The sequence below is a fragment of the Arthrobacter sp. 10N43 genome (assembly GCF_056394525.1).
This window is the reverse complement of the sequence record NZ_JBFTIA010000004.1, coordinates 561,139-582,463: the sequence shown is the minus strand read 5'-3', so window position 1 is coordinate 582,463 and position 21,325 is coordinate 561,139. Positions and strand designations below refer to the sequence as shown.

General features: G+C 67.6%; 18 protein-coding genes. 8 read left to right on the top strand and 10 right to left on the bottom strand.

The annotated features are described in order from the left end of the window. Nucleotides 1-45 precede the first annotated feature (45 nt). Both AC1DDO_RS10895 and AC1DDO_RS10890 read right to left on the bottom strand, forming a co-directional pair. Nucleotides 46-474, bottom strand: a complete 429-nt coding sequence (locus tag AC1DDO_RS10895; protein ID WP_476867789.1) for an HIT family protein — start codon at nt 472-474, stop codon at nt 46-48. Next, entirely contained in the window at nt 471-1,661 is a 1,191-nt protein-coding gene (locus tag AC1DDO_RS10890) for an NAD(P)-dependent alcohol dehydrogenase (protein WP_476867790.1), read from the bottom strand. Before AC1DDO_RS10890 ends, AC1DDO_RS10895 begins: the two co-directional genes overlap by 4 nt. Nucleotides 1,662-2,094: 433 nt before the next feature. Here AC1DDO_RS10890 and AC1DDO_RS10885 point away from each other — a divergent pair, with 433 nt between their 5' ends. After that, the gene (locus AC1DDO_RS10885) at nt 2,095-3,708 is read left to right on the top strand and encodes an HNH endonuclease (protein ID WP_476971822.1); all 1,614 of its coding nucleotides are present in this window, start codon (nt 2,095-2,097) and stop codon (nt 3,706-3,708) included. A gap of 285 nt (nt 3,709-3,993) precedes the next feature. Here the strand turns inward: AC1DDO_RS10885 and AC1DDO_RS10880 are convergent, their stop codons facing one another. Then, nucleotides 3,994-4,893, bottom strand: a complete 900-nt coding sequence (locus AC1DDO_RS10880; protein WP_476869820.1) for a sulfurtransferase — start codon at nt 4,891-4,893, stop codon at nt 3,994-3,996. Nucleotides 4,894-4,940: 47 nt separating this feature from the next. On the opposite strand from AC1DDO_RS10880, the gene AC1DDO_RS10875 reads away from it, so the two are divergent. Further along, nucleotides 4,941-6,098, top strand: coding sequence for a PLP-dependent cysteine synthase family protein (locus AC1DDO_RS10875; protein ID WP_476971821.1), 1,158 nt, complete (start codon nt 4,941-4,943; stop codon nt 6,096-6,098). Nucleotides 6,099-6,153: 55 nt separating this feature from the next. Here the strand turns inward: AC1DDO_RS10875 and AC1DDO_RS10870 are convergent, their stop codons facing one another. Beyond that, nucleotides 6,154-6,810 carry an MBL fold metallo-hydrolase gene (locus AC1DDO_RS10870; RefSeq protein ID WP_476869818.1) on the bottom strand — a complete coding sequence of 219 codons (657 nt, stop codon included), beginning with the start codon at nt 6,808-6,810 and terminating at the stop codon, nt 6,154-6,156. 133 nt (nt 6,811-6,943) lie between these two features. Between AC1DDO_RS10870 and AC1DDO_RS10865 the strand changes: the two genes are divergently transcribed. Beyond that, nucleotides 6,944-7,423 carry a Fur family transcriptional regulator gene (locus tag AC1DDO_RS10865; RefSeq protein WP_476869822.1) on the top strand — a complete coding sequence of 160 codons (480 nt, stop codon included), beginning with the start codon at nt 6,944-6,946 and terminating at the stop codon, nt 7,421-7,423. A gap of 134 nt (nt 7,424-7,557) precedes the next feature. Here the strand turns inward: AC1DDO_RS10865 and AC1DDO_RS10860 are convergent, their stop codons facing one another. From AC1DDO_RS10860 to AC1DDO_RS10835, 6 genes are all read right to left on the bottom strand, one after another. Next, nucleotides 7,558-8,433 (bottom strand): metal ABC transporter permease, encoded by an 876-nt coding sequence (locus AC1DDO_RS10860; protein ID WP_441407477.1) that lies wholly within the window; start codon nt 8,431-8,433, stop codon nt 7,558-7,560. After that, a complete protein-coding gene (locus AC1DDO_RS10855) occupies nt 8,434-9,249 on the bottom strand; it encodes a metal ABC transporter ATP-binding protein (RefSeq protein WP_441407476.1) in 816 nt (271 codons plus the stop codon). 49 nt (nt 9,250-9,298) lie between these two features. Then, on the bottom strand, nt 9,299-10,258 hold the full coding sequence (locus AC1DDO_RS10850) for a metal ABC transporter solute-binding protein, Zn/Mn family (protein ID WP_476869817.1): 960 nt from the start codon (nt 10,256-10,258) through the stop codon (nt 9,299-9,301). Between the two features lie 146 nt (nt 10,259-10,404). Next, nucleotides 10,405-11,469 (bottom strand): hemolysin family protein, encoded by a 1,065-nt coding sequence (locus tag AC1DDO_RS10845; protein WP_476971820.1) that lies wholly within the window; start codon nt 11,467-11,469, stop codon nt 10,405-10,407. Next, on the bottom strand, nt 11,466-12,839 hold the full coding sequence (locus tag AC1DDO_RS10840) for a hemolysin family protein (RefSeq protein WP_476869815.1): 1,374 nt from the start codon (nt 12,837-12,839) through the stop codon (nt 11,466-11,468). The genes AC1DDO_RS10845 and AC1DDO_RS10840 overlap by 4 nt, the downstream gene beginning before the upstream one ends. A gap of 328 nt (nt 12,840-13,167) precedes the next feature. Then, nucleotides 13,168-14,640: a GuaB1 family IMP dehydrogenase-related protein gene (locus AC1DDO_RS10835; RefSeq protein WP_476971819.1), complete on the bottom strand. Its 1,473-nt coding sequence runs from the start codon at nt 14,638-14,640 to the stop codon at nt 13,168-13,170. Between the two features lie 307 nt (nt 14,641-14,947). Here AC1DDO_RS10835 and AC1DDO_RS10830 point away from each other — a divergent pair, with 307 nt between their 5' ends. From AC1DDO_RS10830 to AC1DDO_RS10810, 5 genes are all read left to right on the top strand, one after another. After that, complete coding sequence (locus AC1DDO_RS10830; RefSeq protein WP_476971818.1) at nt 14,948-18,748, top strand: multifunctional oxoglutarate decarboxylase/oxoglutarate dehydrogenase thiamine pyrophosphate-binding subunit/dihydrolipoyllysine-residue succinyltransferase subunit; 3,801 nt, start codon at nt 14,948-14,950, stop codon at nt 18,746-18,748. A 111-nt stretch (nt 18,749-18,859) separates the two neighbouring features. Then, nucleotides 18,860-19,459: a GDSL-type esterase/lipase family protein gene (locus AC1DDO_RS10825; protein WP_441407470.1), complete on the top strand. Its 600-nt coding sequence runs from the start codon at nt 18,860-18,862 to the stop codon at nt 19,457-19,459. Nucleotides 19,460-19,608: 149 nt separating this feature from the next. Further along, a complete protein-coding gene (locus AC1DDO_RS10820; RefSeq protein WP_441407469.1) occupies nt 19,609-20,439 on the top strand; it encodes a DUF4097 family beta strand repeat-containing protein in 831 nt (276 codons plus the stop codon). After that, on the top strand, nt 20,439-21,092 hold the full coding sequence (locus AC1DDO_RS10815; RefSeq protein ID WP_476868201.1) for a PadR family transcriptional regulator: 654 nt from the start codon (nt 20,439-20,441) through the stop codon (nt 21,090-21,092). The genes AC1DDO_RS10820 and AC1DDO_RS10815 overlap by 1 nt, the downstream gene beginning before the upstream one ends. 117 nt (nt 21,093-21,209) lie before the next feature. Then, a complete protein-coding gene (locus AC1DDO_RS10810) occupies nt 21,210-21,284 on the top strand; it encodes a 50S ribosomal protein bL37 (RefSeq protein ID WP_104061284.1) in 75 nt (24 codons plus the stop codon). Nucleotides 21,285-21,325: the final 41 nt, after the last annotated feature.

Here is a 21,325-nt window from a genome sequence, read left to right as displayed (position 1 = left end):
GGGTGCTGCGCCGGCGCCAGTTGGCGGCCGTGGGTGGCGTCGTTTCTAGGCGGCCGGGACGTGCTCGGCGTGGCCGGCCGCGCGGAGGCCTTCGCGGAGCTTTTCCGCGTTGGCGTCCAGCCTGGCCGGATCCGGGTGCTGGTCCGCCGAGCCGAAATCAAAGTCCGCCATCGAGTTGGAGGGCCACACGTGGACGTGCAGGTGGTTGATTTCGTAGCCGGCCACGATGAGCCCTGCCCGGGAGGCGTCGAACACGCCCACCTGGACGGCACCGATCTTGCGGGCAACTTCCATGACCCGGCCGAGGACCTCCGGCGAGGCGTCCGTCCAGCGGTCCACTTCCTCAGTGGGCACCACGAGGGTGTGGCCGTCGGCCAGCGGGCCCATGGTCAGGAATGCCACGACGTCGTCCTCGCGCCATACAAAGCGGCCCGGGATCTCGCCCTTGATGATTTTGGTGAAGAGAGTGCTCACGCGTCTGCCTTTTCTGCCGGTGACCCCAGTGTGCTGGCGTCCAGGACAAAACGGTACTTCACGTCGCCGGCCACCATGCGGTCGTAGGCTTCGTTGAGCTGGTCCGCGCCGATGACCTCGACGTCGGACACCACGCCGTGTTCAGCGCAGAAATCCAGCATCTCCTGGGTCTCGGCGATGCTGCCGATCAGCGACCCCGCGTACGCGATCCGGCGCCGGATCAGCGCCCCGGGATTGACGGACGGCATCGCCGTCGGGGGCATGCCCAGCTGGAACAGCGCGCCGTCGCGGCGCAGCGTGCGGAAGTAGGGGTTGAGGTCGTGCGGCGCGGCGACGGTGTCGATGATGACGTCGATGCTGCGGTTCGCGGCGTCCATAGCGGCCGGATCAGTGGAGAGGATGACGTCGTCGGCGCCCAGCTCGCGCGCCGCGGCGAACTTGTTCTCCGACGTCGTGAAGACCTTGACCTCGGCGCCCATGGCCTTGGCGATCTTGACGGCCATGTGGCCGAGGCCGCCCAGTCCGACGACGCCGACCACGTCGCCTTCCTCGACCTCGAAGTAGTTCAGGGGCGAATACGTGGTGACGCCTGCACACAGCAGGGGCGCGGCGGCGGCAGGATCCAGGGTCTCCGGGACCCGCAGGACATAGCTCCGGTCCACCACGATGGAGGTGGCGTAGCCGCCCTGGGTGATGGCGCCGTCGTTGCGGGGATCCTTAGCGCCGTAGGTTCCCACCAGGCCGTTTTCGCAGTACTGCTCGAGGCCGTCCAGGCAGCTTTCGCATTCGCGGCAGGAATCCACCATGCAGCCCACGCCCACGCGCTCACCCACCGTGAAGTCATCGACGGCGGAGCCAAGCCGGGTGACCCGGCCGACGACCTCGTGGCCCGGGATCAACGGATAGGTGTCGCCGCCCCATTCGCCGCGGGTGGCGTGCACGTCCGAGTGGCACAGTCCGCAGAATTCGACGGCGATCTCGACATCGTCCGCCTTCGGCGCCCGGCGGGACACGGTCAAGGGAACAAGTCCGCTATCCGGTGCGGTGGCACCGTACGCGGCGGCCAGGGTGGGGCCGGCGGTTTGCGCCACGCTGCCCGCGGTGGTGTGCTCGGTGGTGCCGGAAGTGGGTTCGGAATCCGGCAGCGGCTTGGCGAGGGGCGGGGGTACGGGACGTCCAGGTGTCATACGTTGACGCTACCCCCGGTCCCGGTCCGTATTCCACTTTGGTGGGGCCAGCCGCGGTGTGGGCACTGTTGACCGGTCCACGGGCCCCGGGCGTCACTCCGGTCCCTGGGCCGCGGGCGTCTGACCCGGCACGCTGAACATATGACGCCGGCCGCCGAGGCACTATTGCCCTGCGGCGGTCCGCCACACTGCGGGCTAAGCCGCCGCGGGAGCACTACGGGGTTCGATCACGGCCACACCCTCCGGCAGCTACTCCACGGGCTTTCAACGCAATTATGGACCCGGGCCGCCGCAGCCCTGCGCGCGAACTCCTCCGGAAGCACTCCACACGGTTCGGTCACAATGATTCCCCAATTACTCCACCGGCTGCATCTCTCCAACACCAATCCGACACCTTCCCTTCAATGTCGGACCCCTTTGGGAGACTGGATTTATGGACGGCAATCAGGGGCCCAAAGGGGTTCCGGCAGGGCACGGCGGCACCGGCTTCGGCCGCGCCGGGCACGCTCCTGCTTCCGTTCCGGACGCGATTCCGGACCCACCGCTGATGGCGTCCGCCGGTGACCTGGTGCGGATGGTGTCCGCCCTCCGCCCGGCCACGGACAGTGCCGGAATGATCGACCAGCTCCGGGAACTCGAGGACGTGAAGTCGGCCGCGGCCGCCGCGCAGGCCCGGATCGCGGTGACCTTCGACCTGCTCCAGCGCCGCGCCCAGGCCAGCCAAGGCGTGGCCGCCAAGGATCTCGGGGCCGGGATCGGCGCGCAGATCGCTTTGGCCCGGCGCGAATCCCCCGCCAAAGGCGGCCGCCTCCTGGGGCTGGCCCAAGCCTTAGTCACCGAGATGCCCCACACCCTCACCGCAATGGAAACCGGGGTTCTGAATGAATGGCGCGCCACCCTCCTCGTGCGCGAGACCGCCTGCCTGAGCGCCGCCGACCGTACCGCCGTCGACGCCCAACTCGCCCCGGACACCGGCACCCTTGCCGGGATGGGCGATCGGGCCATCACCGCCGCAGCCCGGGCTGCCTCCTACCGGTGCGACCCTCGCTCCGTGACGGACCGGGCCGCGCACGCCGCCACCGAACGGCACGTCAGCCTCCGCCCGGCCCCGGACACCATGGCCTATCTGACCGCCCTGCTGCCCGTCGCCCAGGCCGTCGCCGTGTACACCGCCCTGGCCCGGAACGCCGACACCCAACGCGCCGCCGGGGATCCGAGGAGCCGCGGCCAACTGATGGCCGATGCCCTCGTCGAACGCGCCGCCGGCACCCCCGGCGGGATCACCGGGGTTGAGATCCAGCTCGTCATGACCGACCGCACCCTCTTCCAGGCCGACAGCGAACCGGCCCGCCTTCCCGGCTACGGCACCGTTCCCGCCCAATGGGCCCGCACCCTCGTCACCACCGGGCCCACCGACTCGTTGGAACCTGACGGCCCCGCCGGCGGTTCCGTGGACCCGGAGCCGGCCACGGGCCAAGGTACCGGCGCTCCGCCCGATGGATCACAAGGATCCGGCAGCAGGTCCGGCGGTTCCCCTAGCGGCGCAGACACGTCCGGAGATTTCGGTGATGAAGCCGCGTTCAAGGTCTGGCTCCGCAGGCTGTACACCCATCCCGGCACCGGCGAGCTGATCGGCATGGACTCTCGCGCCCGGATCTTCCCGCCAGGGCTCCGACGCTTCATCCAGGCCCGGGACGACACCTGTCGTACTCCATACTGCGACGCCCCTATCCGGCACCTGGACCACATCGTTTCCCACCACAACGGCGGACCTACCACCGCGGCCAACGGCGCCGGACTCTGCGAAGCCTGCAACCACACCAAAGAAACCCGCGGCTGGACCGCCCGGGCCATCCCAGAACCACGCCACACCCTCGAGCTCACCACTCCCACTGGCCACACCTACCACTCCACCGCACCACCCCTGCCCGGAACCCCGCTACGCCCACCAGCCCCGGAACAACCCGGCTCCCGTCAACGACGCCAACTCCGCCACCACGCGAAGAAGCTCAAGCATGTGCGGCCCACAGGCTCACTAGCGGCCTGAACGAGGGACTGATCCACAAGCCATCCCGTACTGGACGATGAAATTGCCCGCACGAAAAAGCCGCCCGCCGATCGAATCGATCAGCGGGCGGCTTCCCTGCAACTTGGCGGCAGGCTGCGAGTGTCAGCGCGCGCCGACCTCCTGGGGCTCGGGCTCAACCTCCGGCCTGGGCAGGGGCTCAGGCTCCAGCTCGGGATCGGCGGAAGTCGCGGAAGCCGCTGAAGCCGCGGGCCCCCGAGCTTCGCGCGCTCAACATCGATGTCCGGCAGGAGCCGGTTCAGGCGACTACTTTGAAACCTTGTCCTCGCCATACGGTTCCGGCCCGGTGACCACATCGTTGGAGGCACTGTGGCACCACTCCGAGAACGATCCCGGATACAGGGCAGCCGAAAAGCCTGCGATCTCGAGGGCGGCGATTTCGTGGGCGGCGGTCACCCCGGACCCGCAGTAAACGGCAGCGGGGACGCCTTCCTGGTAGCCGAGCCGCTCGAAGCGCGCCCGCAGCTCTGCCGCGCCAAGAAAGCGTCCGTCGGTCTCCAGGTTCGCGGTGGTCGGGGCACTCACAGCCCCCGGAATGTGGCCCGCGCGCGGATCCACTGGTTCGATTTCCCCTCGGTACCGCTCGGCCGCCCGGGCGTCAAACAACAGTCCTTGGCGGCCCCAGGTAGCGGCTTGTTCGGCGTCGATCGCTGGCATGTGGCCCTCGGACAAGGTGACGTTCCCGGGCGCCGGCTGTTCCGATCCCGCCGCCACTTCGAATCCCGCGGACCGCCAGGCGGCCAACCCGCCGTCGAGCAGGTAAACCTCGCGGAAACCCGCATTGCGTAGCATCCACCACAGCCGGGCGGCGGCCATATTGCCGCTGTCGTCGTACGCTACGACCGTGTCGCCGTCGTTGATGCCCCAGCGGCGGGCTGATTCCTGGAACTGCTCCAGCGGCGGCAGCGGATGCCTTCCGCGTCCCGGATCCGCTGGTCCGGCAAGTTCGGTGGCCAGATTGACGAAGACGGCTCCAGGGATGTGCTCGCGAAGGTAGTGGTCGTGGCCGTGGGGATCCCCCAGCGCCCACCGAACATCGAGGAGCACGGTTTGCTGGCCGGCTTCGCGGGCCCCGCCCAGTCCGTCCAGCCCGTCCAGTCCGTCCAGTCGGCCCTTGAGGGCAGCAGCAGTAAGAATGGTGTCCATCCGCCCACTCTATCTGCGGCGTCCCGCCGCCCCGGTAGGCTGTAGCGGTGAACACCGCGCATCAGCAGGACCGGGCCTGGGCCGACGAAGCCGTCCGCCGGATCAACGCCGAAAACAACCGCTCTGCCGACACGCACCTGTATTCGGTGCCGCTCCCCGAACACTGGGGCGTCCAGCTGTACCTGAAGGACGAGTCCACCCACCGCACTGGCAGCCTCAAGCACCGGCTGGCGCGTTCGCTGTTCCTCTTCGGCCTCGTCAACGGCTGGATCCGGGAGGGCACCACGATCGTTGAGGCGTCCAGCGGCAGCACCGCCGTCTCCGAGGCCTATTTTGCTCAGCTGCTCGGACTGCCCTTCATCGCGGTGATGACTCGGACCACCAGCCGGGAGAAGATCGCCCTGATCGAGCAGTTCGGCGGCTCGTGCCATCTGGTGGACCACGCCTCTGAGGTCTATGACGCCGCCGCGGATCTGGCCAGGAGCACCGGCGGGCACTACATGGACCAGTTCACGTACGCCGAACGCGCCACGGACTGGCGCGGGAACAACAACATCGCCGAGTCGATCTTTGGCCAGCTGGCCCTTGAGGAGCATCCGATCCCCCGCTGGGTGGTGGTCGGGGCCGGCACCGGCGGGACCAGCGCCACGATCGGCCGGTACCTGCGGTACCACTGCCACGAGACCAGGCTCGCCGTCGTCGATCCGGAAAACTCCGCGTTTTATCCGGGCTGGCGGGACAGCCGGCCCGACGGCGGGATGCCCGCCACCCGCGGGGCGGCTGGTGGCGGGGCAGCCGCTGGCGGGAGCGCAACGGCAGGGCCGTCACGCATCGAGGGCATCGGCCGGCCGCGGATGGAGCCGAGCTTTGTGCCCGCCGTGATCGACCACATGATCCAGGTTCCCGACGCCGCGTCCGTGGCGGCCATGCGGCACCTGAAACAACACGCCGGGCTGCACGCCGGCCCGTCCACCGGCACCAACCTCTGGGGCGTGTGGCAGCTGATCGCAGCGATGATCGTCGAGGGCCGGCGGGGCAGCATTGTGACGCTGATGTGCGACGCCGGGGACCGCTACGCCGGGAACTACTACAACCCGGAGTGGCTCGAGGCCCACGGCCTGGACCCCGAGCCCCACGAAGCTGTGCTGCACGAATTCTTTCACACGGGCATATGGCCGGACTCGGCCGCCAGTGCACCAGCGTAGAAGAAGTAGAGCGCGCCCGCGTAGGCGCAACAGCGCAGGCTGCGGCCGGCGTCGGCTAGACCTCCGCTGAGTCGCCGCTGGAGAGGTGCCGGTACTCGGTGCCGTATTTGGCGCCGATCCGGGTCACGTGCCCTTCAATGAGGCCGCGGCCCATGTCGTTCAGGAGCGCGTCATGGATCGGGAAGGCCTGCGGCGCGCGGACGCCGATCACAAAGTCCACCACTTCACCCACCTTGTTCCACGGGGCGTGGATGGGCACCAGCAGCGTCTTCACGTCCACGCCGTCGGGAATCGCGAAGGAATCCCCCGGGTGGTAGACGTTGGCATCGACAAGGTAGCCGACGTTGGCCACGACGGGGATCTGCGGGTGGATGAGCGCGTGCTGGCCGCCGAACGTCCTGACCGCAAAGCCGGAGGTCTCAAATTCCTCACCAGCAGCCGCCGCGTGGATCCGGCTCCCGGCGTCGGGCGCCTTTCCGCGGAGCGCCGCGGCCACCCCCTCCGGAGCGAACAGTTCCAGCGCTGTATTGGACTGCAACGCGGCGGCGACGGCGTCAATGTCCACGTGGTCCGCGTGCTCGTGGGTGATGAGCACCGTATGTGCTCCGGCCAGGGCCTGGTCCGTTTCCGAGAAAGTCCCCGGGTCAAATACGAGCACCCGGCCATCCTGCTCGAGACGGACACAGGCATGCGTGAATTTGGTCAGCTTCATCCGGTCAGCCTAGGCACCCGCCGTCACGGTGTCCACGGAGCTCTGCCGGCGATCCTGCACGCTGGTAATCTTGGACATTGCCACCACCCCGCAGCGAGACCCCCGCGAATACTTTGACGAAGCGAGTTCCATGATGTCCCAAGGCGCTACCGCCGGCAGCAGCCGGGTTCCGGCCTCGGCACCTGCAGAGGCCTCGGCACCCGTGCAGGGCAAGGAACAGCGCGTCACCAAGCAGCGCCTCGCCGTCAGTGCCGCCCTGGACGATCTGGCGGACTTCGTCAGCACCCAGGAACTGCACCGCATCCTCCAGGAGCGCGGCACTGCGGTGTCCCTCGCCACGTCCTACCGAATCCTGCAGTCCCTCGCCGACGACGGGCTGGTGGATGTCTTGCGAAACGCCGACGGCGAAGCGGTTTACCGGCGCTGCGCCGTCACCGGGCACCACCATCATCTGTTGTGCCGCAACTGCGGCAAGGCCGTGGAGGTGGAGGCCCCTGCGGTCGAAGCCTGGGCCGCACGGATCGCGCAGGAGCACGGCTTCACGGCTGTGGAGCACACCGTGGAAATCTTCGGGCTGTGCCCCGAATGCACGGCCCTGAAAGCCGGCCAGTAGCCCAGGGCTGCGGAAATTCCCCACCTTGGACCCCATGGACCGGTATTGACCGGCAGGTCGCCGGGACTCGCCGGAGGTCGTCGCCAAACATGGGGAAAATCCGCCAGGGCGTCACCGGGCGCGGTACGGAGGCCTTAGGCGGCCCGCAACACCCTGCCGTTGAGCCCCCGCTTGGCCCGGGCGCCGCCGATCACCCGGCAAGCCACATAGATCAGGAATGACAGCGTGGTCACATAGGGGCTGATCGGCAGCCGGCCGCCGAGGGCCAGGAGGATGCCTCCCACGGTGGCCGCCATGGCGAAGAGGATGCTCAGTGTGACCACCAGCCGGGGCGAGGACGTGACCCGCATGGCCGCCGCCGCGGGCGTAATCAGCAGGGCCAGCACCAGCAGCGCGCCGACAATCTGGATGGACAGCGCCACACTGATTCCCAGCAGCACCATGAAACCCAGGGCCAGGGCCCGCACCGGCACGCCGCGGGCGGTGGCGACGTCCGGGTCAACGCTGGCAAAGGTCAGCGGCCGCCAAATGGCGACCAGCGCCAGCATCACCACGACGGCGGCGAACGCCAGGACCTGCAGCTGGACCGTTCCCACCGACACGATCTGCCCGGTGAGCAGGCCGAACTTGTTGGCTGCCCGGCCCTCGTACAGGGACAGGAAGAGGATGCCCAGGCCCAGCCCGAAGGGCATGATGACGCCGATGATCGAGTTCTTGTCCCGTGCGCGGACGCCCATCACCCCCAGCACCACGGCCGCCAGGACCGATCCCGCCAGTGAGCCGAGGATGATGTTCGCGCCGATCAGCAGCGCGAAAGCTGCCCCGGCGAAGGAGAGCTCGGAGATGCCGTGGACCGCAAACGCCAGGTCGCGCTTCATCACGAAGGTGCCCATGAGTCCGCCCAGCAGCCCCAGGACGGCGCCGGCCCAGATCGAGTTCTGCACCAGGACCAGCAGCTCGCCGTAGTTTTCGAAGTTGAAGATTGAATGCAGCAGGTTGCCCAGATCCACCTAGCCCACCTCGCCCGCGACGGAGTGCGCGTCCTGGTGGTGGTGCGTCGTGGCATCCGGCAGCCCCACCACGATCAGCCGGCCGTTGGCCTGGATGACTTCAACGTGGCTGCCGTACAAATCCGAGAGCACCTCGGTGGTCATGACCTCTTCGGGTGTGCCCACCCGGAACCGGCCGCCGGCCAGGTACAGGACCCGGTCCACGTAGTCCATGATCGGGTTGATCTCGTGGGTCACGAACACCACGGCGCTGTCCGACTCACGGCATTGCTTATTGATCAGGGCGCTGACGGCCTGCTGGTGCTGAAGGTCAAGGGAGAGCAGCGGCTCGTCGCACAGCAGCACGTTGGGATCCGTAGCGAGGGCCTGGGCCACGCGCAGGCGCTGCTGCTCGCCGCCGGAGAGCTGCCCCACCGGCACCTTGGCGTAGTCAGTGGCGCCCACGAGGTCCAGGAGCTCATCGACCTTCCGGTTCACTTTTGCGCCGCCCAGGCGGATGCCCCAGCGGTGGCCGTCGACGCCGAGGGCCACGAGGTCGCGGGCGCGCAGGGGCGTGTCGGGGTCAAATGATTTCTGCTGCGGCACGTAGCCGATCCTGCGGCTACCCCGCTCAACAGGACGGCCGCCGAGCACGGCAGTTCCCGTGCTCAGTTCCTGCAGCCCCAGCAGGACCTTCAGGAAGGTGGTCTTGCCGCTGCCGTTGGGACCGAGCACGGCAAAGAATTCACCCGGGTTGATGTCCAGGTCCAGGCCCTCCCAGAGCGTCCGTTGGCCGAACGCCAAGGAGGCACCACGGAGGCTCACTACCGGTGTCAAAGGGGGTTTCCTCGATTTTCCGCGGAGACTGCTGCTCCCGCTGTTCCGATCATCCTAGGGCCTTGCCGATGCTCTCGACATTCCCGGTCATCCACTGCAGGTAGGACTGGCCGTCCGGAAGGGTCTCGCTGAAATTCACTACCGGGACGCCGGCGGTCTCGGCGGCCTTTTTCAGCGTCACCGTCTGGGGTCCCTCCGTCTGGGTATTGTAGGCCAGCAGCTTCACGCCCCGGGATGCCACGAGGTCGACGGCGGCCTTGAGCACGGCGGGCGGCACATCGGCGTCTTCCTCGATCGCGGCCGTGTACTCCTCCGGGGTCTGATTCTCCAGTCCGGCGTCCTCGAGCAGGTACAGCGGGACGGGTTCGGTGACCGCAACGGGCGAATGGCCCGCCGAGGCCTTGATGGCGGCGAGCTTGGTTTCCAGTCCGCCGAGAGAGTCCTTGAAGGCCGCAGCGTTGGTCCGGAACGTCTGTGCCGAGCCAGGTTCCAGCGAACCCAGCTTGTCCGCGACGGCGTCCGCGAGGCGGGACATGGCCGGCAGGCTGTACCAGACGTGCTCGTTCAGCCCGGCGTGCTCGTGCGCGTGGGCGGCGGCGTCAGTTGTTGCCGGTGCCGGACTTCCGGTGGCAAGGCCGGAGACGTCCACGGAGTTGATGATGTTGCCGTGGTCCAGCCCCGTGTCGGTGGCGAGGGTGTCGATGAAGGCGTCGTATCCCCCGCCGTTCTCCACCACGAGCTCCGCCTTGGAGACCGCCAGCTTGTCCTGCGTGGTTGCCTCGTACGAGTGCGGGTCCTGGCTGGTGCGGTTGATGATCGAGGTGACCCGGACCTTGTCGCCGCCGATGCTCGAGACGATGTCGCCGTAGACGCTGGTGGATGCCACGACGTCGATCACGCCGTCGCCCGCGGTCCCCCGCGAGCCGCCCGCCGTCGGACTGCACGCGGTGAGCAGGAGGCCTAAGCCGGCAAAACCAGCCAGCATGGCTCGGGCAGCGGGACGACGCACGGGAAACCTCGGATCTGTTATTGAGAATCAGGAGCAATAGCAACAGCCCGAGTGTATCCCTAAATAGGAATCATTCCTATTTAGGGATACACGGCGGGCCACAGCGCACCTGTCCGTTACCGGGGTGTCCGTTGCTGGGCTGTCCCTTACTGGTCTTGGCCCAGCCTGCGGTAGCCCGTGGCCTGCGTCGCGTCACGGATTTCGCCGACAAGCTGCTCGATCACGTCCTCCAGGAACAGCACCCCCTGGGTCAGTCCGTCCGGGCCGATCACGCGGGCCAGATGCGAGCCCGTGCGCTGCATGACGGACATGGCCTTCTCGATTTCGTCGTCCATGGCCAGGTTCGCCAGCGACCGGATGTGGCTTTCCGCAATCGGCTCGTGGTACCCGGCATCCGGAATGGACAGCACGTCCTTGATGTGGAGGTAGCCGGCCAGCATGCCGTCGTCATCGAGCATCGGGAAGCGCGAGAACCCGGTCCGGCTCACTGACTTTTCGAATTCAGCCGGCGTGGTGGCCGCCTTGAGCATGACGAGCTTTCCCAGCGGGACCATCACCCGCGAGGCCGTGTGTTCGGAGAACTCCAGCGCTCCGGTAATGAGTCCGGCGTCGTCGTCCACTAGTCCGTGGCGGGTGGATTCCTGCACGATCGACTGCACTTCTTCAAGCGTGAAGGAGGACGTCACCTCATCCTTCGGCTCAATCCGCATGAGCCGCAGGATATGGTTCGCGGACCAGTTCAGGGCCGCAATGAAGGGCTTGACCACGCGCGCGATGAACATCAGGGGCGGTGCCAGCAGCAGCGCCGCCTTGTCGGCGACCGACACGGAGATGTTCTTGGGCACCATTTCGCCGAACGTGACGTGCAGGAATGTCACCACCAGCAGTGCGACGGCGAACGCCACAATGTCGGAGGCCTCCGCAGGAACGCCCAGCGCTTCCAGCGGTACAGCCAGGAGGTGGTGGATCGCGGGTTCGGCCACCAGCAGGATCAGCAGCGAGCAGACTGTGATCCCGAGCTGGGCGCACGCGAGCATGAGCGAGACGTTTTCCATGGCCCGGAGCGTGGTCTGGGCCCGCTTGGAGCCGGCTTCGGCCAGCGGTTCGATCTGGCTGCGGCGCGCGGACATGACAGCGAATTCAGCCGCCACGAAGAAGGCATTGGCCACCAGCAGGAGGGCAAGCCACAAAATTCCGGCCCAGTCGCTCATGCGGCACCTGCCTGGCTGCCGGACTGGGGGCCGGGCTCGTTGCCGGGCTGGCCGCCGGGCTCGCCGTCGCCGGGTTCCCGGGCCGGCCGGAAACAGATCCGGTCGATGCGGCGGCCGTCCATGCGGGTCACGCTGAGTGTCCCGCCGTCGACGTCCACTGTGTCGCCGACTGCCGCGATGCGGCCGAGCTGGCTCATGAGGTAGCCTCCCACCGTTTCGTAGGCAGCCTCATCGGGCACGGTCAGGCCCGGGATCTGTTCGGAGAGCTCGTCGGGCCGGAGCAGGCCGGGGAAGTACCAGTCCCCCGAGGCGCTCTGAAGCAGGCCGGGGCGGACCTTGTCGTGTTCGTCGGCCACTTCCCCGACGATTTCCTCCACGAGGTCTTCCAGGGTGGTGACGCCGGCGGTTCCGCCGTACTCGTCAAGGACGACCGCCAATTGAAGGTTGCCCTCGCGCAGTTCGGCCAGGAGGGCGTCCAGGTGGATGGTTTCGGGGACGCGGAGCACATCGGTCATGATGGCCCCTGCCTGCAGCTTCGCGCGGCGGTCCGAGGGGACGGCGATGGCCTTCTTGATATGCACCACGCCGCGGATGTCATCGGAGGACTCGCCGATCACGGGGAAGCGGGAGTATCCGGTGCGTTTGGCGGCCTCGACGATATCCGAGACCGGCTGGTCGGCGTCGATGGTCTCCACGCGGATGCGGGGGGTCATGACGTCCGCGGCGGTCCGCCCGGAGAACTTCAGGGTGCGGGAGATGAAGTTGGCCGTCCCGGCGTCGAGGGTGCCCATGGCCGCGGAGCGACGGACGAGCGAGGCCAGTTCGGCCGGGGTGCGGGCGCCGGAGATTTCCTCCTTGGCCTCCAGACCGAAGACGTTGAGGACCTTGTTGGAGAAGCCGTTCAGCACCACGATGGCGGGTTTGAAGATGGCGGTGAACACCAGCTGTGGCCGGGCAACGGCCTTGCCGACCGGGAAGGACAGTGCGATGGCCATGTTCTTTGGCACCAGCTCGCCGATCAGCATGGAGAGCAGGGTGGCCAGCGCCATTGCGAGGATCAGGGACAGGGAGGCGGCCGCCGCGGGCGGGACGCCCAGGGCGGTGAGGGGGCCTTCGAGCAGTTTGCCGACGGACGGTTCCATGACGTAGCCGGTCAGCAGGGTGGTCATGGTGATGCCCAGCTGGCAGCTGGAGAGCTGGGTGGAGAGTGACTTGAGACATTTGAGCAGGGGCTCGGCGGCGGTGTCGCCGGTATCGACGGCGCGCTGCACGGTGGACTGGTCCAAGGCGACGAGGGAAAATTCCACGGCGACAAAGAACCCTGTGCCAAGGATGAGCAGGAGGCCTGCTGCGAGGAATAGCCATTCCATGTCAGCAGCCTGCTTCCACGGCAGCGGCGGCGGCGGAAATTAACGGCCGTCGCAGGGGCCGTAGGTGCTGGAAGGGCCTGCCTGGCGGAGGATGGTCGGCGGCGGCCGACCCTGTTTCCTGGAAGGCTCCGGGGTGGCGGGTGGCCGGAGAATGATGGGCGCGTGAACGGGGTTTGCCGGCTCTGCGGGTGGACTGCGCGGTAACGGTTTCCGTTCTCCGCTGACAGCCCCCAGGCCGGCACCTAGATTTACTGTCCATAAGAATTTCAGTCTACAGGAGCAGCCGCCGCCAACCCCCGCCCGCCCGCGTCCTTGGGGTGTGCGGGAATCACCAGCTCTGCGGGACGGGCCGGCCTTCCTCATAGCCTGCCGCGGACTGGATGCCTGCCACGGCACGTTCCCGGAAGGCGGGGAGATCGGCAGCGCCGGCGTAGCTCATGGAACTGCGCAGCCCGGCGGTGATCATGTCCAGCAGGTCCTCGACGCCGGGCCGCGCCGCGTCCACATACATGCGGGATGTGGAGATGCCCTCCTCGAACAGGGCCTTGCGATCCTTCTCAAACGCGCCCTCGCGCTGGTTCCGGTTCTGTACCGCCCGGGCGGAGGCCATGCCGAAGCTTTCCTTGTACTGCCGGCCGGAAGCGTCGAGCTGCAGGTCCCCGGGGCTTTCGTGCGTTCCGGCAAACCAGGAGCCAATCATCACCTGGCTGGCACCGGCGGCCAGGGCCAGGGCGACGTCGCGCGGGTAGCGGACCCCGCCGTCGGCCCACACCCGGCCGCCGGCTTCGCGCGCGGCGGCGGAGCATTCCAGGACGGCGCTGAACTGCGGACGGCCCACGGCCGTCATCATGCGGGTGGTGCACATGGCGCCCGGACCCACGCCGACCTTGACGATGTCCGCACCGGCCTCGATGAGTTCACGCGTGGCCCCGCCGGTGACGACGTTGCCGGCCACCACAGGGACGCCGGGGTTGAGTCCCTTCACGGCAGCCAGGGCGTCGAACATTTTCTGCTGGTGGCCGTGCGCGGTGTCTAGGACCAGCACGTTTACGCCGGCGGCCAGCAATTCGGCCGCCCGCCCGGCCACGTCACCGTTGATTCCGACGGCGGCAGCCACCTTGAGCCGGCCGTCCTCGTCCAGGGAGGGCCGGTAGAGCGTGGAGCGGAGGGCGCCCTTGCGGGTGAGCACGCCGGCCAGGACGCCGTCCTGCTGCACCGGAGCGTAGTCGGTTCCGGCTGCATCCATCGCCTCGAAGGCGCGGAGGAGGGCCTGCGCGGCATCCGCCGCGGCGGCGGCCGACCCGTTCCCAAGCTGTGCGGCGTCCAGCACCAGCGGCTGGTGGCGGACGACGGAGGCCAGGGACGCGAACCGGTCCTGGCCCTCGCAGTCGGCGGCCCGGACCACACCGGTGACGGCGCCGGATTCATCCACCACCACCACGGCCCCGTGCGGCCGCTTGCCCATCAGGTGGAGGGCATCTATGACGGTGTCTGTGGGCGCGAGCGTGACCGGGGTCTCCAGGACCGGGTGGCGCCCCTTGATCCAGGCCGTGACGTCCCGGATGACATCGAGCGGGACGTCCTGCGGCAGGACTCCAAGGCCGCCGCGGCGGGCCATGGTCTCGGCCATCCGCTTCCCCGTCACCGCCGTCATATTCGCCGCCACCAGGGGTATCGCCGAGCCGGTCCCGTCGTCGGCCGTGAGATCGACGTCCAGGCGGGAGGTGACATCCGAGCGGGACGGTACCAGGAACAGGTCGGAGTACGTCAGGTCGGTGGTGGGCTCATTCAGGAAACGCACGGTTGCTCCTTAGCTGGCACCCTGTGGCTGGCGCCCTTGGCGCCATGCGGGTTCTCCTTTGATTCTAGGGCGGGTCCCGGGCCCCGCCGGCACGTCATTCCGGCCGATTCCGGACCACTTCTTCACTCCATTTCGGCGGCTGATGGGGCGGATCATGATTTGGGTCACCCTTATTGGCGGTTTGGCAAGAATCCTCACTAGACTGGCATGGGTCTGGGTTCACTGGACGCAGAGACTGGCTCAATCGTTGTGCCGAGGCACCGTGGAAGCCAGAGGGAATCAAACTCATGGAAGAGGCGTATTTCAAGTGCCAGAGCAGCCAAGCCACCGTCTACCAGAGGAATTTGGCGGAAACGAGTGGCTCGTTGACGAACTGTACGAGCGTTACCAGCAGGACAAGAACACGGTTGACGCCAAGTGGTGGCCGCTGTTCGAATCCTTCGAAGCCAGTGACGCCTCTTCCGCCAACGGAACGTCCGGCACCGCGACAGCTGTGCATCCTGCCACCCGTGAACTTCCCGTTGTAGCGCCCGCCGCCGCACCGCCGGCAGCACCTGCACCGGCTGCCCCCGCTCCCGCCGCGGCTGCGCCCGCCGCCCCGGCTCCCGCAGCCAAGCGGGCCCCGGCCACCGCCGCCCGGGACGGCGCCAGGACCTCCGACGCCGGCCCCGGCACGGCGCCGATCCCGGCGCAGCTGCCCAAGAACGTCAAGGCCCCGACGGCGCCGGAAGAGGACGTCGTCTCCGTCCTGCGCGGCCCGGCCAAGGCCATTGCGTCGAACATGGTCACCAGCCTGGAAGTGCCGACCGCCACGAGCGTGCGTGCCATCCCGGCAAAGCTGCTCATCGACAACCGCGTGGTCATCAACTCCAACCTGGCCCGCGCCCGCGGCGGCAAGGTCTCCTTCACGCACCTGATCGGCTACGCCGTGATCCGCGCCCTGTCCCAGTTCCCGTCGATGAATGTCTACTACGACGAGATCGACGGCAAGCCGGTGGCTGTCCAGCCGGCACACGTGAACTTCGGCATCGCGATCGACATGCCCAAGCCTGACGGCACCCGCCTGCTCATGGTCCCGAACATCAAGAAGGCGGAGACCCTCAATTTCGCCGAGTTCTGGCACACGTACGAGGACCTGATCAAGCGCGCCCGCAACGGCAAGCTGACGGCGGATGACCACTCCGGCACCACCGTGTCCCTGACCAACCCCGGCGGCATCGGCACCGTCCACTCGGTGCCCCGCCTGTCCAAGGGCCAGGCCGCCATCATCGGCGTCGGCGCACTGGACTACCCGGCCGAGTTCCAGGGTGCCAGCGAGAAGATCATTGCGCAGAACGCGATCAGCAAGGTCCTGACCCTGACCTCCACCTATGACCACCGCGTCATCCAGGGTGCCGGCAGCGGCGAGTTCCTCAAGCTCGTGCACCAGCTCCTGCTGGGCGCCCAGAACTTCTACGACGAGATCTTCGAGGCCCTGCGCATCCCGTACGAGCCCGTGCGCTGGAGCCCGGACCTGCAGGTGGACCCGGCCGACGAGATCAACAAGGTCGCCCGGATCCAGCAGCTGATCCACGCCTACCGCGTGCGCGGCCACCTCATGGCGGACACCGATCCGCTCGAGTACGTCCAGCGCAAGCACCCGGACCTCGACGTCCTGACCTACGGCCTGACCCTGTGGGACCTGGACCGCGAGTGGCCCACCGGCGGCTTCGGCGGCAAGCCGATGCTGAAGTTCCGCGACATCCTCGGCGTCCTCCGCGACGCCTACTGCCGCACCGCCGGCATCGAATACATGCACATCCAGGACCCCGCCGAGCGCAAGTGGTTCCAGGACCAGCTGGAGCACGCGTACTCCAAGCCGAGCCGCGACGAGCAGCTGCGCATCGTTTCCAAGCTCAACGCGGCCGAGGCCTTTGAGACCTTCCTGCAGACCAAATTCGTCGGCCAGAAGCGCTTCTCGCTCGAAGGCGGCGAATCCCTGATTCCGCTGCTCGACGCCATTATCTCCGACGCCGCCGACGACGAACTCGACGAAGTGGCGATCGGCATGGCCCACCGCGGCCGGCTCAACGTGCTCACCAACATCGCGGGCAAGACCTACGCCCAGGTCTTCCGCGAATTCGAAGGCACCCAGGACCCCCGTTCGGTCCAGGGCTCCGGCGACGTGAAGTACCACCTCGGCACCGAGGGCACCTTCACCTCGGACAACGGCAAGGAGACCAAGGTCTACCTCGCCGCGAACCCGTCCCACCTCGAGGCGGTCGACTCCGTCCTCGAAGGCATCGTCCGCGCCAAGCAGGACCGCCTGGACCAGGGCGAGGCCTTCCCCGTGCTGCCGATCATGGTGCACGGCGACGCCGCCTTCGCCGGCCAGGGCGTTGTGGCCGAAACGCTCAACCTCTCCCAGCTGCGCGGTTACCGCACCGGCGGCACCATCCACATCGTGGTCAACAACCAGGTCGGCTTCACCACCGCGCCGTCGTCCTCGCGTTCCTCCACGTACTCCACGGACGTCGCGAAGATGATCCAGGCACCGGTGTTCCACGTGAACGGCGACGACCCGGAAGCCGTGGTCCGCATCGGCCAGCTCGCCTACGAGTTCCGCCAGCGGTTCCACAAGGACGTTGTCATCGACATGGTCTGCTACCGCCGCCGCGGCCACAACGAGGGCGACGACCCCTCGATGACCCAGCCGCTGATGTACAACCTGATCGAAGCCAAGCGCTCCGTCCGCAAGCTGTACACCGAATCGCTGATCGGCCGTGGTGACATCACCGAGGAAGAAGCCGAGCAGCTGCTGCGCGACTACCAGGAACGCCTGGAGCGCGTCTTCGCCGAAACGCACGCGGCCCAGACGTCCCCGATCCCGATCATCACGGCCGATTCCGCCGCGGTGTCCGATCTCGAACGCCCCATGGCCCAGCAGTCCGATTCCGGTGTCAGCGCCCCGGCCTCCACCGCGATCTCCGCGGAGACCCTGGCACGCATCGGCAAGGCCCACACCGAAATCCCGGAGGGCTTCACCGTCCACGCCAAACTCAAGCAGCTGCTCGAGAAGCGTGAAGCGATGTCCCGCGAAGGCGGCATCGACTGGGGCTTCGGCGAACTTGCCGCGTTCGGCTCGCTCACCATGGAAGGCGTCCCCGTCCGGCTCGCCGGCCAGGACTCGCGCCGCGGCACCTTCGTGCAGCGTCACGCCGTCTTCCACGACCGCGCCAACGGCGACGAATGGCTGCCCCTGTCCCATCTCTCGGACAACCAGGCCAAGCTGTGGATCTACGACTCCCTGCTCTCCGAATACGCCGCCATGGGCTTCGAATACGGGTACTCCGTGGAGCGCCCGGACGCCCTGGTGCTCTGGGAAGCACAGTTCGGAGACTTCGTCAACGGTGCGCAGACCATCATCGATGAGTTCATCTCCTCCGCAGAGCAGAAGTGGGGCCAGCGCTCCTCGCTGGTCCTCATGCTGCCGCACGGCTACGAGGGCCAGGGCCCGGACCACTCCTCCGCCCGCATCGAGCGGTTCCTCCAGATGTGCGCCGAGGAGAACATGATCGTGGCCAACCCCACGACGTCGGCCTCGCACTTCCACCTACTGCGCCGCCAGGCCTACAGCAAGCCGCGCAAGCCGTTGATCATCTTCACGCCGAAGCAGCTGCTGCGCCTGAAGGCCGCGGCGTCCTCGGTGGAGGACTTCACCACCGGCTCGTTCCGCCCCGTCATCCCGGAGCACGCCCAGCTGCAGTCCGACGCCGTCGAACGCGTGCTGCTGGTCTCCGGCCGGCTGTACTACGATCTGCTGTCCACCCGACAGAAGACCGAGAACACCACCACGGCGATCGTGCGGGTCGAGCAGCTTTACCCGCTGCCGGTCGCCGAGATCGCTGCCGAGCTGGCCAAATACCCGAACGCCGAAGTGGTCTGGGCGCAGGACGAGCCGGCCAACCAGGGTCCGTGGCCGTTCATTGGCCTGAACCTGCCCGACGCCCTGGACCGCCGGGTCCGCCTCATCTCGCGCCCCGCCTCGGCTTCCACCGCGGCAGGGTCGATGAAGCGCCACGCGGCGGAACAGGACGCCCTGCTCAAGCAGGCATTCGCACGTAAATAGCGTCATTACTGCCCGGCCGGAGACTGAAACACAACACTCCGGCCGGGCAGTTCTGTTTAATGGACTATTAGTGGTCAGCTTGATGGACAGCGTTGAAGTGAAGAGGTAGTCGTGGAAGATCGGAAGCTGCGGATCGCAGCCGTTGGGGACGAGCTGTTGGCCGGGCTCGGTGATCCGCGCGCCTTGGGCTGGTGGGGCCGGGTCCTGGCCCGCACACCGCAGGACGGGATGGCCCTGGAGTGCTACTCCCTGCCATGCCCGGAAGAGGGCACCGAGGGAATCGCCGCGCGCTGGCTCGAGGAGGCCGGCCGCCGCTTCGGCAACAACCACGAAAACCGCCTGGTGATCGGCCTGTCCGGACGCGACATTGAGTTCGGCCTGTCAACGGCCCGCAGCCGCCTGAACCTCGCCAACATCCTGGACTCCGCCTCCCAGAACAAGATCGAGGTTTTTGTCGTGGGGCCGCCGCCCACGCTTGACCCCGCGCAAAACCGCAGGCTCGGCGAACTCAACACCGCGTTCGCCGACGTCACCACGCGCCGCAAGCACCTGTACGTCGACACTTTCTCGCCGCTGCTGAACCACGAGCAGTGGCGCCAGGATCTCGCGGCCAACGGCGGCACGCCCGGCCAGGCCGGGTATGGCCTGATGGCGTGGCTCGTGCTGCACCGCGGCTGGTTCCAGTGGCTCGGCCTGGACGCACCGGAATAGTCCCGCCGGCGGCGGCAGGCCAGCTGCTGGTTCCACCCTTCCGGGATTTTCGCGATATATCTTGACCTGACGGCAGGCGCGATATATCGTGACTTCATAGTCGCGATATATCGTTAGTCCCCAGCCACCTTTCGCTTTCCGGAGGAACCATGTCAGAGAACTCGTGGACCGTGACCGGCCCGCAGACAATCGACGTCGATGACGTCCGCTCCCTCAAGCTCGGCATCGTCCGCGGCCGCTTCGACATCGTCACCCATGACGAGGATGTGGCACGGGTCGAGGTGTCCGAAATCCACGGCGACCCGCTGTCGGTTTCTGTCATCAACGGCCGCCTGGAAGTCCGCCACCAGCTGCACGGGCCGCAGGGCTGGTTCAAGAACCTGATGGACACCGTCAACAACGGCAGCAGCAATTCGGTGGTCATCAGCATCGCCCTGCCGGCCGGCGTCGAGGTGGAGGCCGGGACGGTGAGCGGCGACGGCATGGTCTCCGGGACCAGCGGCCACGCCCGGCTCAACACCGTCTCCGGATCCGTGCTGGCCGACGGCACCTCCGGGGACCTGTCGGTCAAGACCGTCAGCGGCGAGGTGATCGCCCGCAACCACCGCGGCGTCCTGACTGCCAAGAGCGTCTCCGGCGAGGTCACGGCCTCGGGCGAATTCAGCCATATCCGCGCGAACACCGTCAGCGGCGACCTGAACTTCGACCTGCACGGCTTCACCCAGGACTTTGGCGCCAATTCGGTCTCCGGTGACGTCACCATCCGGCTTCCGCACGACGTCGGAGTGGACATCATCGCCAAGTCCGCCAGCGGCGCGGTGGTTATCGACGACCAAAAGTACGCCCACCAGTCCGGCGGCACGGTGCAGACCATTGCGGGGCCGGACACCAAGCTGATGCTGGTCCGGACCAACTCGGTCTCGGGAAAGACGTCGATCTTCCACGGCCAGCCCACCGTGGACACCGAAACGGCCGGCTGATGCCTCCCGTCTTCGCCCACGGGGCGCTGCGGCTGTACCTGCTCGCCCTGCTCGAGTCCGGCCCCAAGCACGGCTATGAGCTCATCAAGGCCCTCAGCGAGCGTTTCGGCGGCACGTACTCCCCCAGCGCCGGCACCATCTACCCGCGCCTGGGCAAGCTCGAGGAGGAAGGGCTGGTGGCCACCCACACGGAGGGCCGCCGCACCAACTACAGCATCACCCCGGCGGGACTCCTGGAACTGAACAGCCGGCGGGACGAACTCGCCGGCGTCGAGAACGACATCTCGGCCTCTGTGCGCCGGCTCGCCGACAACCTTCGCCAGGACATCCGCGTCAACATGCGCGGCCTCCGGGCCGACCTCGCGGCGACGGCGGAGGCGGCGCGGACCTCGGCCCGTGCGGGTTCTGCCAGCGGAACCGGTTCCGCCGGCGCCACTGGTTCTGCCGCCGGCGCTGGCAGCCCGTGGTACTCCCCGGAGGGCGAACGGCGGCTGAAGGAGGCGGAGCTGCTGGTGCAGGCCTTCCGTGACGACATGCGGGTGGAACTGCGGCGCCACGCCGGGAGCAGCCCCGTCACGGCCGTCACGCTCGAAACCGTCAAGACGGTGCTGGACCAGGCCCGGATCTCGATCCGTAATTCGCTCAATGCCTGACCCCCGGGGCCAACCCGGCCGCGGCCCGTCGCACGGCGCCCCCGGTTCGCGGCACGTGCCGTGATGTGGGAGACTTGAGGGCAGCTCTTTTGAGTACCAAGATTAAGGAGGCCAGCTATGAGCAAACGTGCACGTAAACGTCGTGACCGTAAGCGTGGCGGCGCGAACCACGGTAAGCGCCCCAACGCCTAAGCAAAAGCTTGGATTGAATGCTTTGAGCGAAAGACCCCGGA

What these genes read in the sequence shown, in the direction of transcription:
- AC1DDO_RS10815 (WP_476868201.1), top strand. Translation starts at nt 20,439, where the DNA reads ATGCCTCCCGTCTTCGCCCACGGGGCGCTGCGGCTGTACCTGCTCGCC.
- AC1DDO_RS10845 (WP_476971820.1), bottom strand. Translation starts at nt 11,469, where the DNA reads ATGAGCGACTGGGCCGGAATTTTGTGGCTTGCCCTCCTGCTGGTGGCC.
- AC1DDO_RS10820 (WP_441407469.1), top strand. Translation starts at nt 19,609, where the DNA reads ATGTCAGAGAACTCGTGGACCGTGACCGGCCCGCAGACAATCGACGTC.
- AC1DDO_RS10865 (WP_476869822.1), top strand. Translation starts at nt 6,944, where the DNA reads ATGTCCCAAGGCGCTACCGCCGGCAGCAGCCGGGTTCCGGCCTCGGCA.
- AC1DDO_RS10840 (WP_476869815.1), bottom strand. Translation starts at nt 12,839, where the DNA reads ATGGAATGGCTATTCCTCGCAGCAGGCCTCCTGCTCATCCTTGGCACA.
- AC1DDO_RS10885 (WP_476971822.1), top strand. Translation starts at nt 2,095, where the DNA reads ATGGACGGCAATCAGGGGCCCAAAGGGGTTCCGGCAGGGCACGGCGGC.
- AC1DDO_RS10880 (WP_476869820.1), bottom strand. Translation starts at nt 4,893, where the DNA reads ATGGACACCATTCTTACTGCTGCTGCCCTCAAGGGCCGACTGGACGGA.
- AC1DDO_RS10870 (WP_476869818.1), bottom strand. Translation starts at nt 6,810, where the DNA reads ATGAAGCTGACCAAATTCACGCATGCCTGTGTCCGTCTCGAGCAGGAT.
- AC1DDO_RS10890 (WP_476867790.1), bottom strand. Translation starts at nt 1,661, where the DNA reads ATGACACCTGGACGTCCCGTACCCCCGCCCCTCGCCAAGCCGCTGCCG.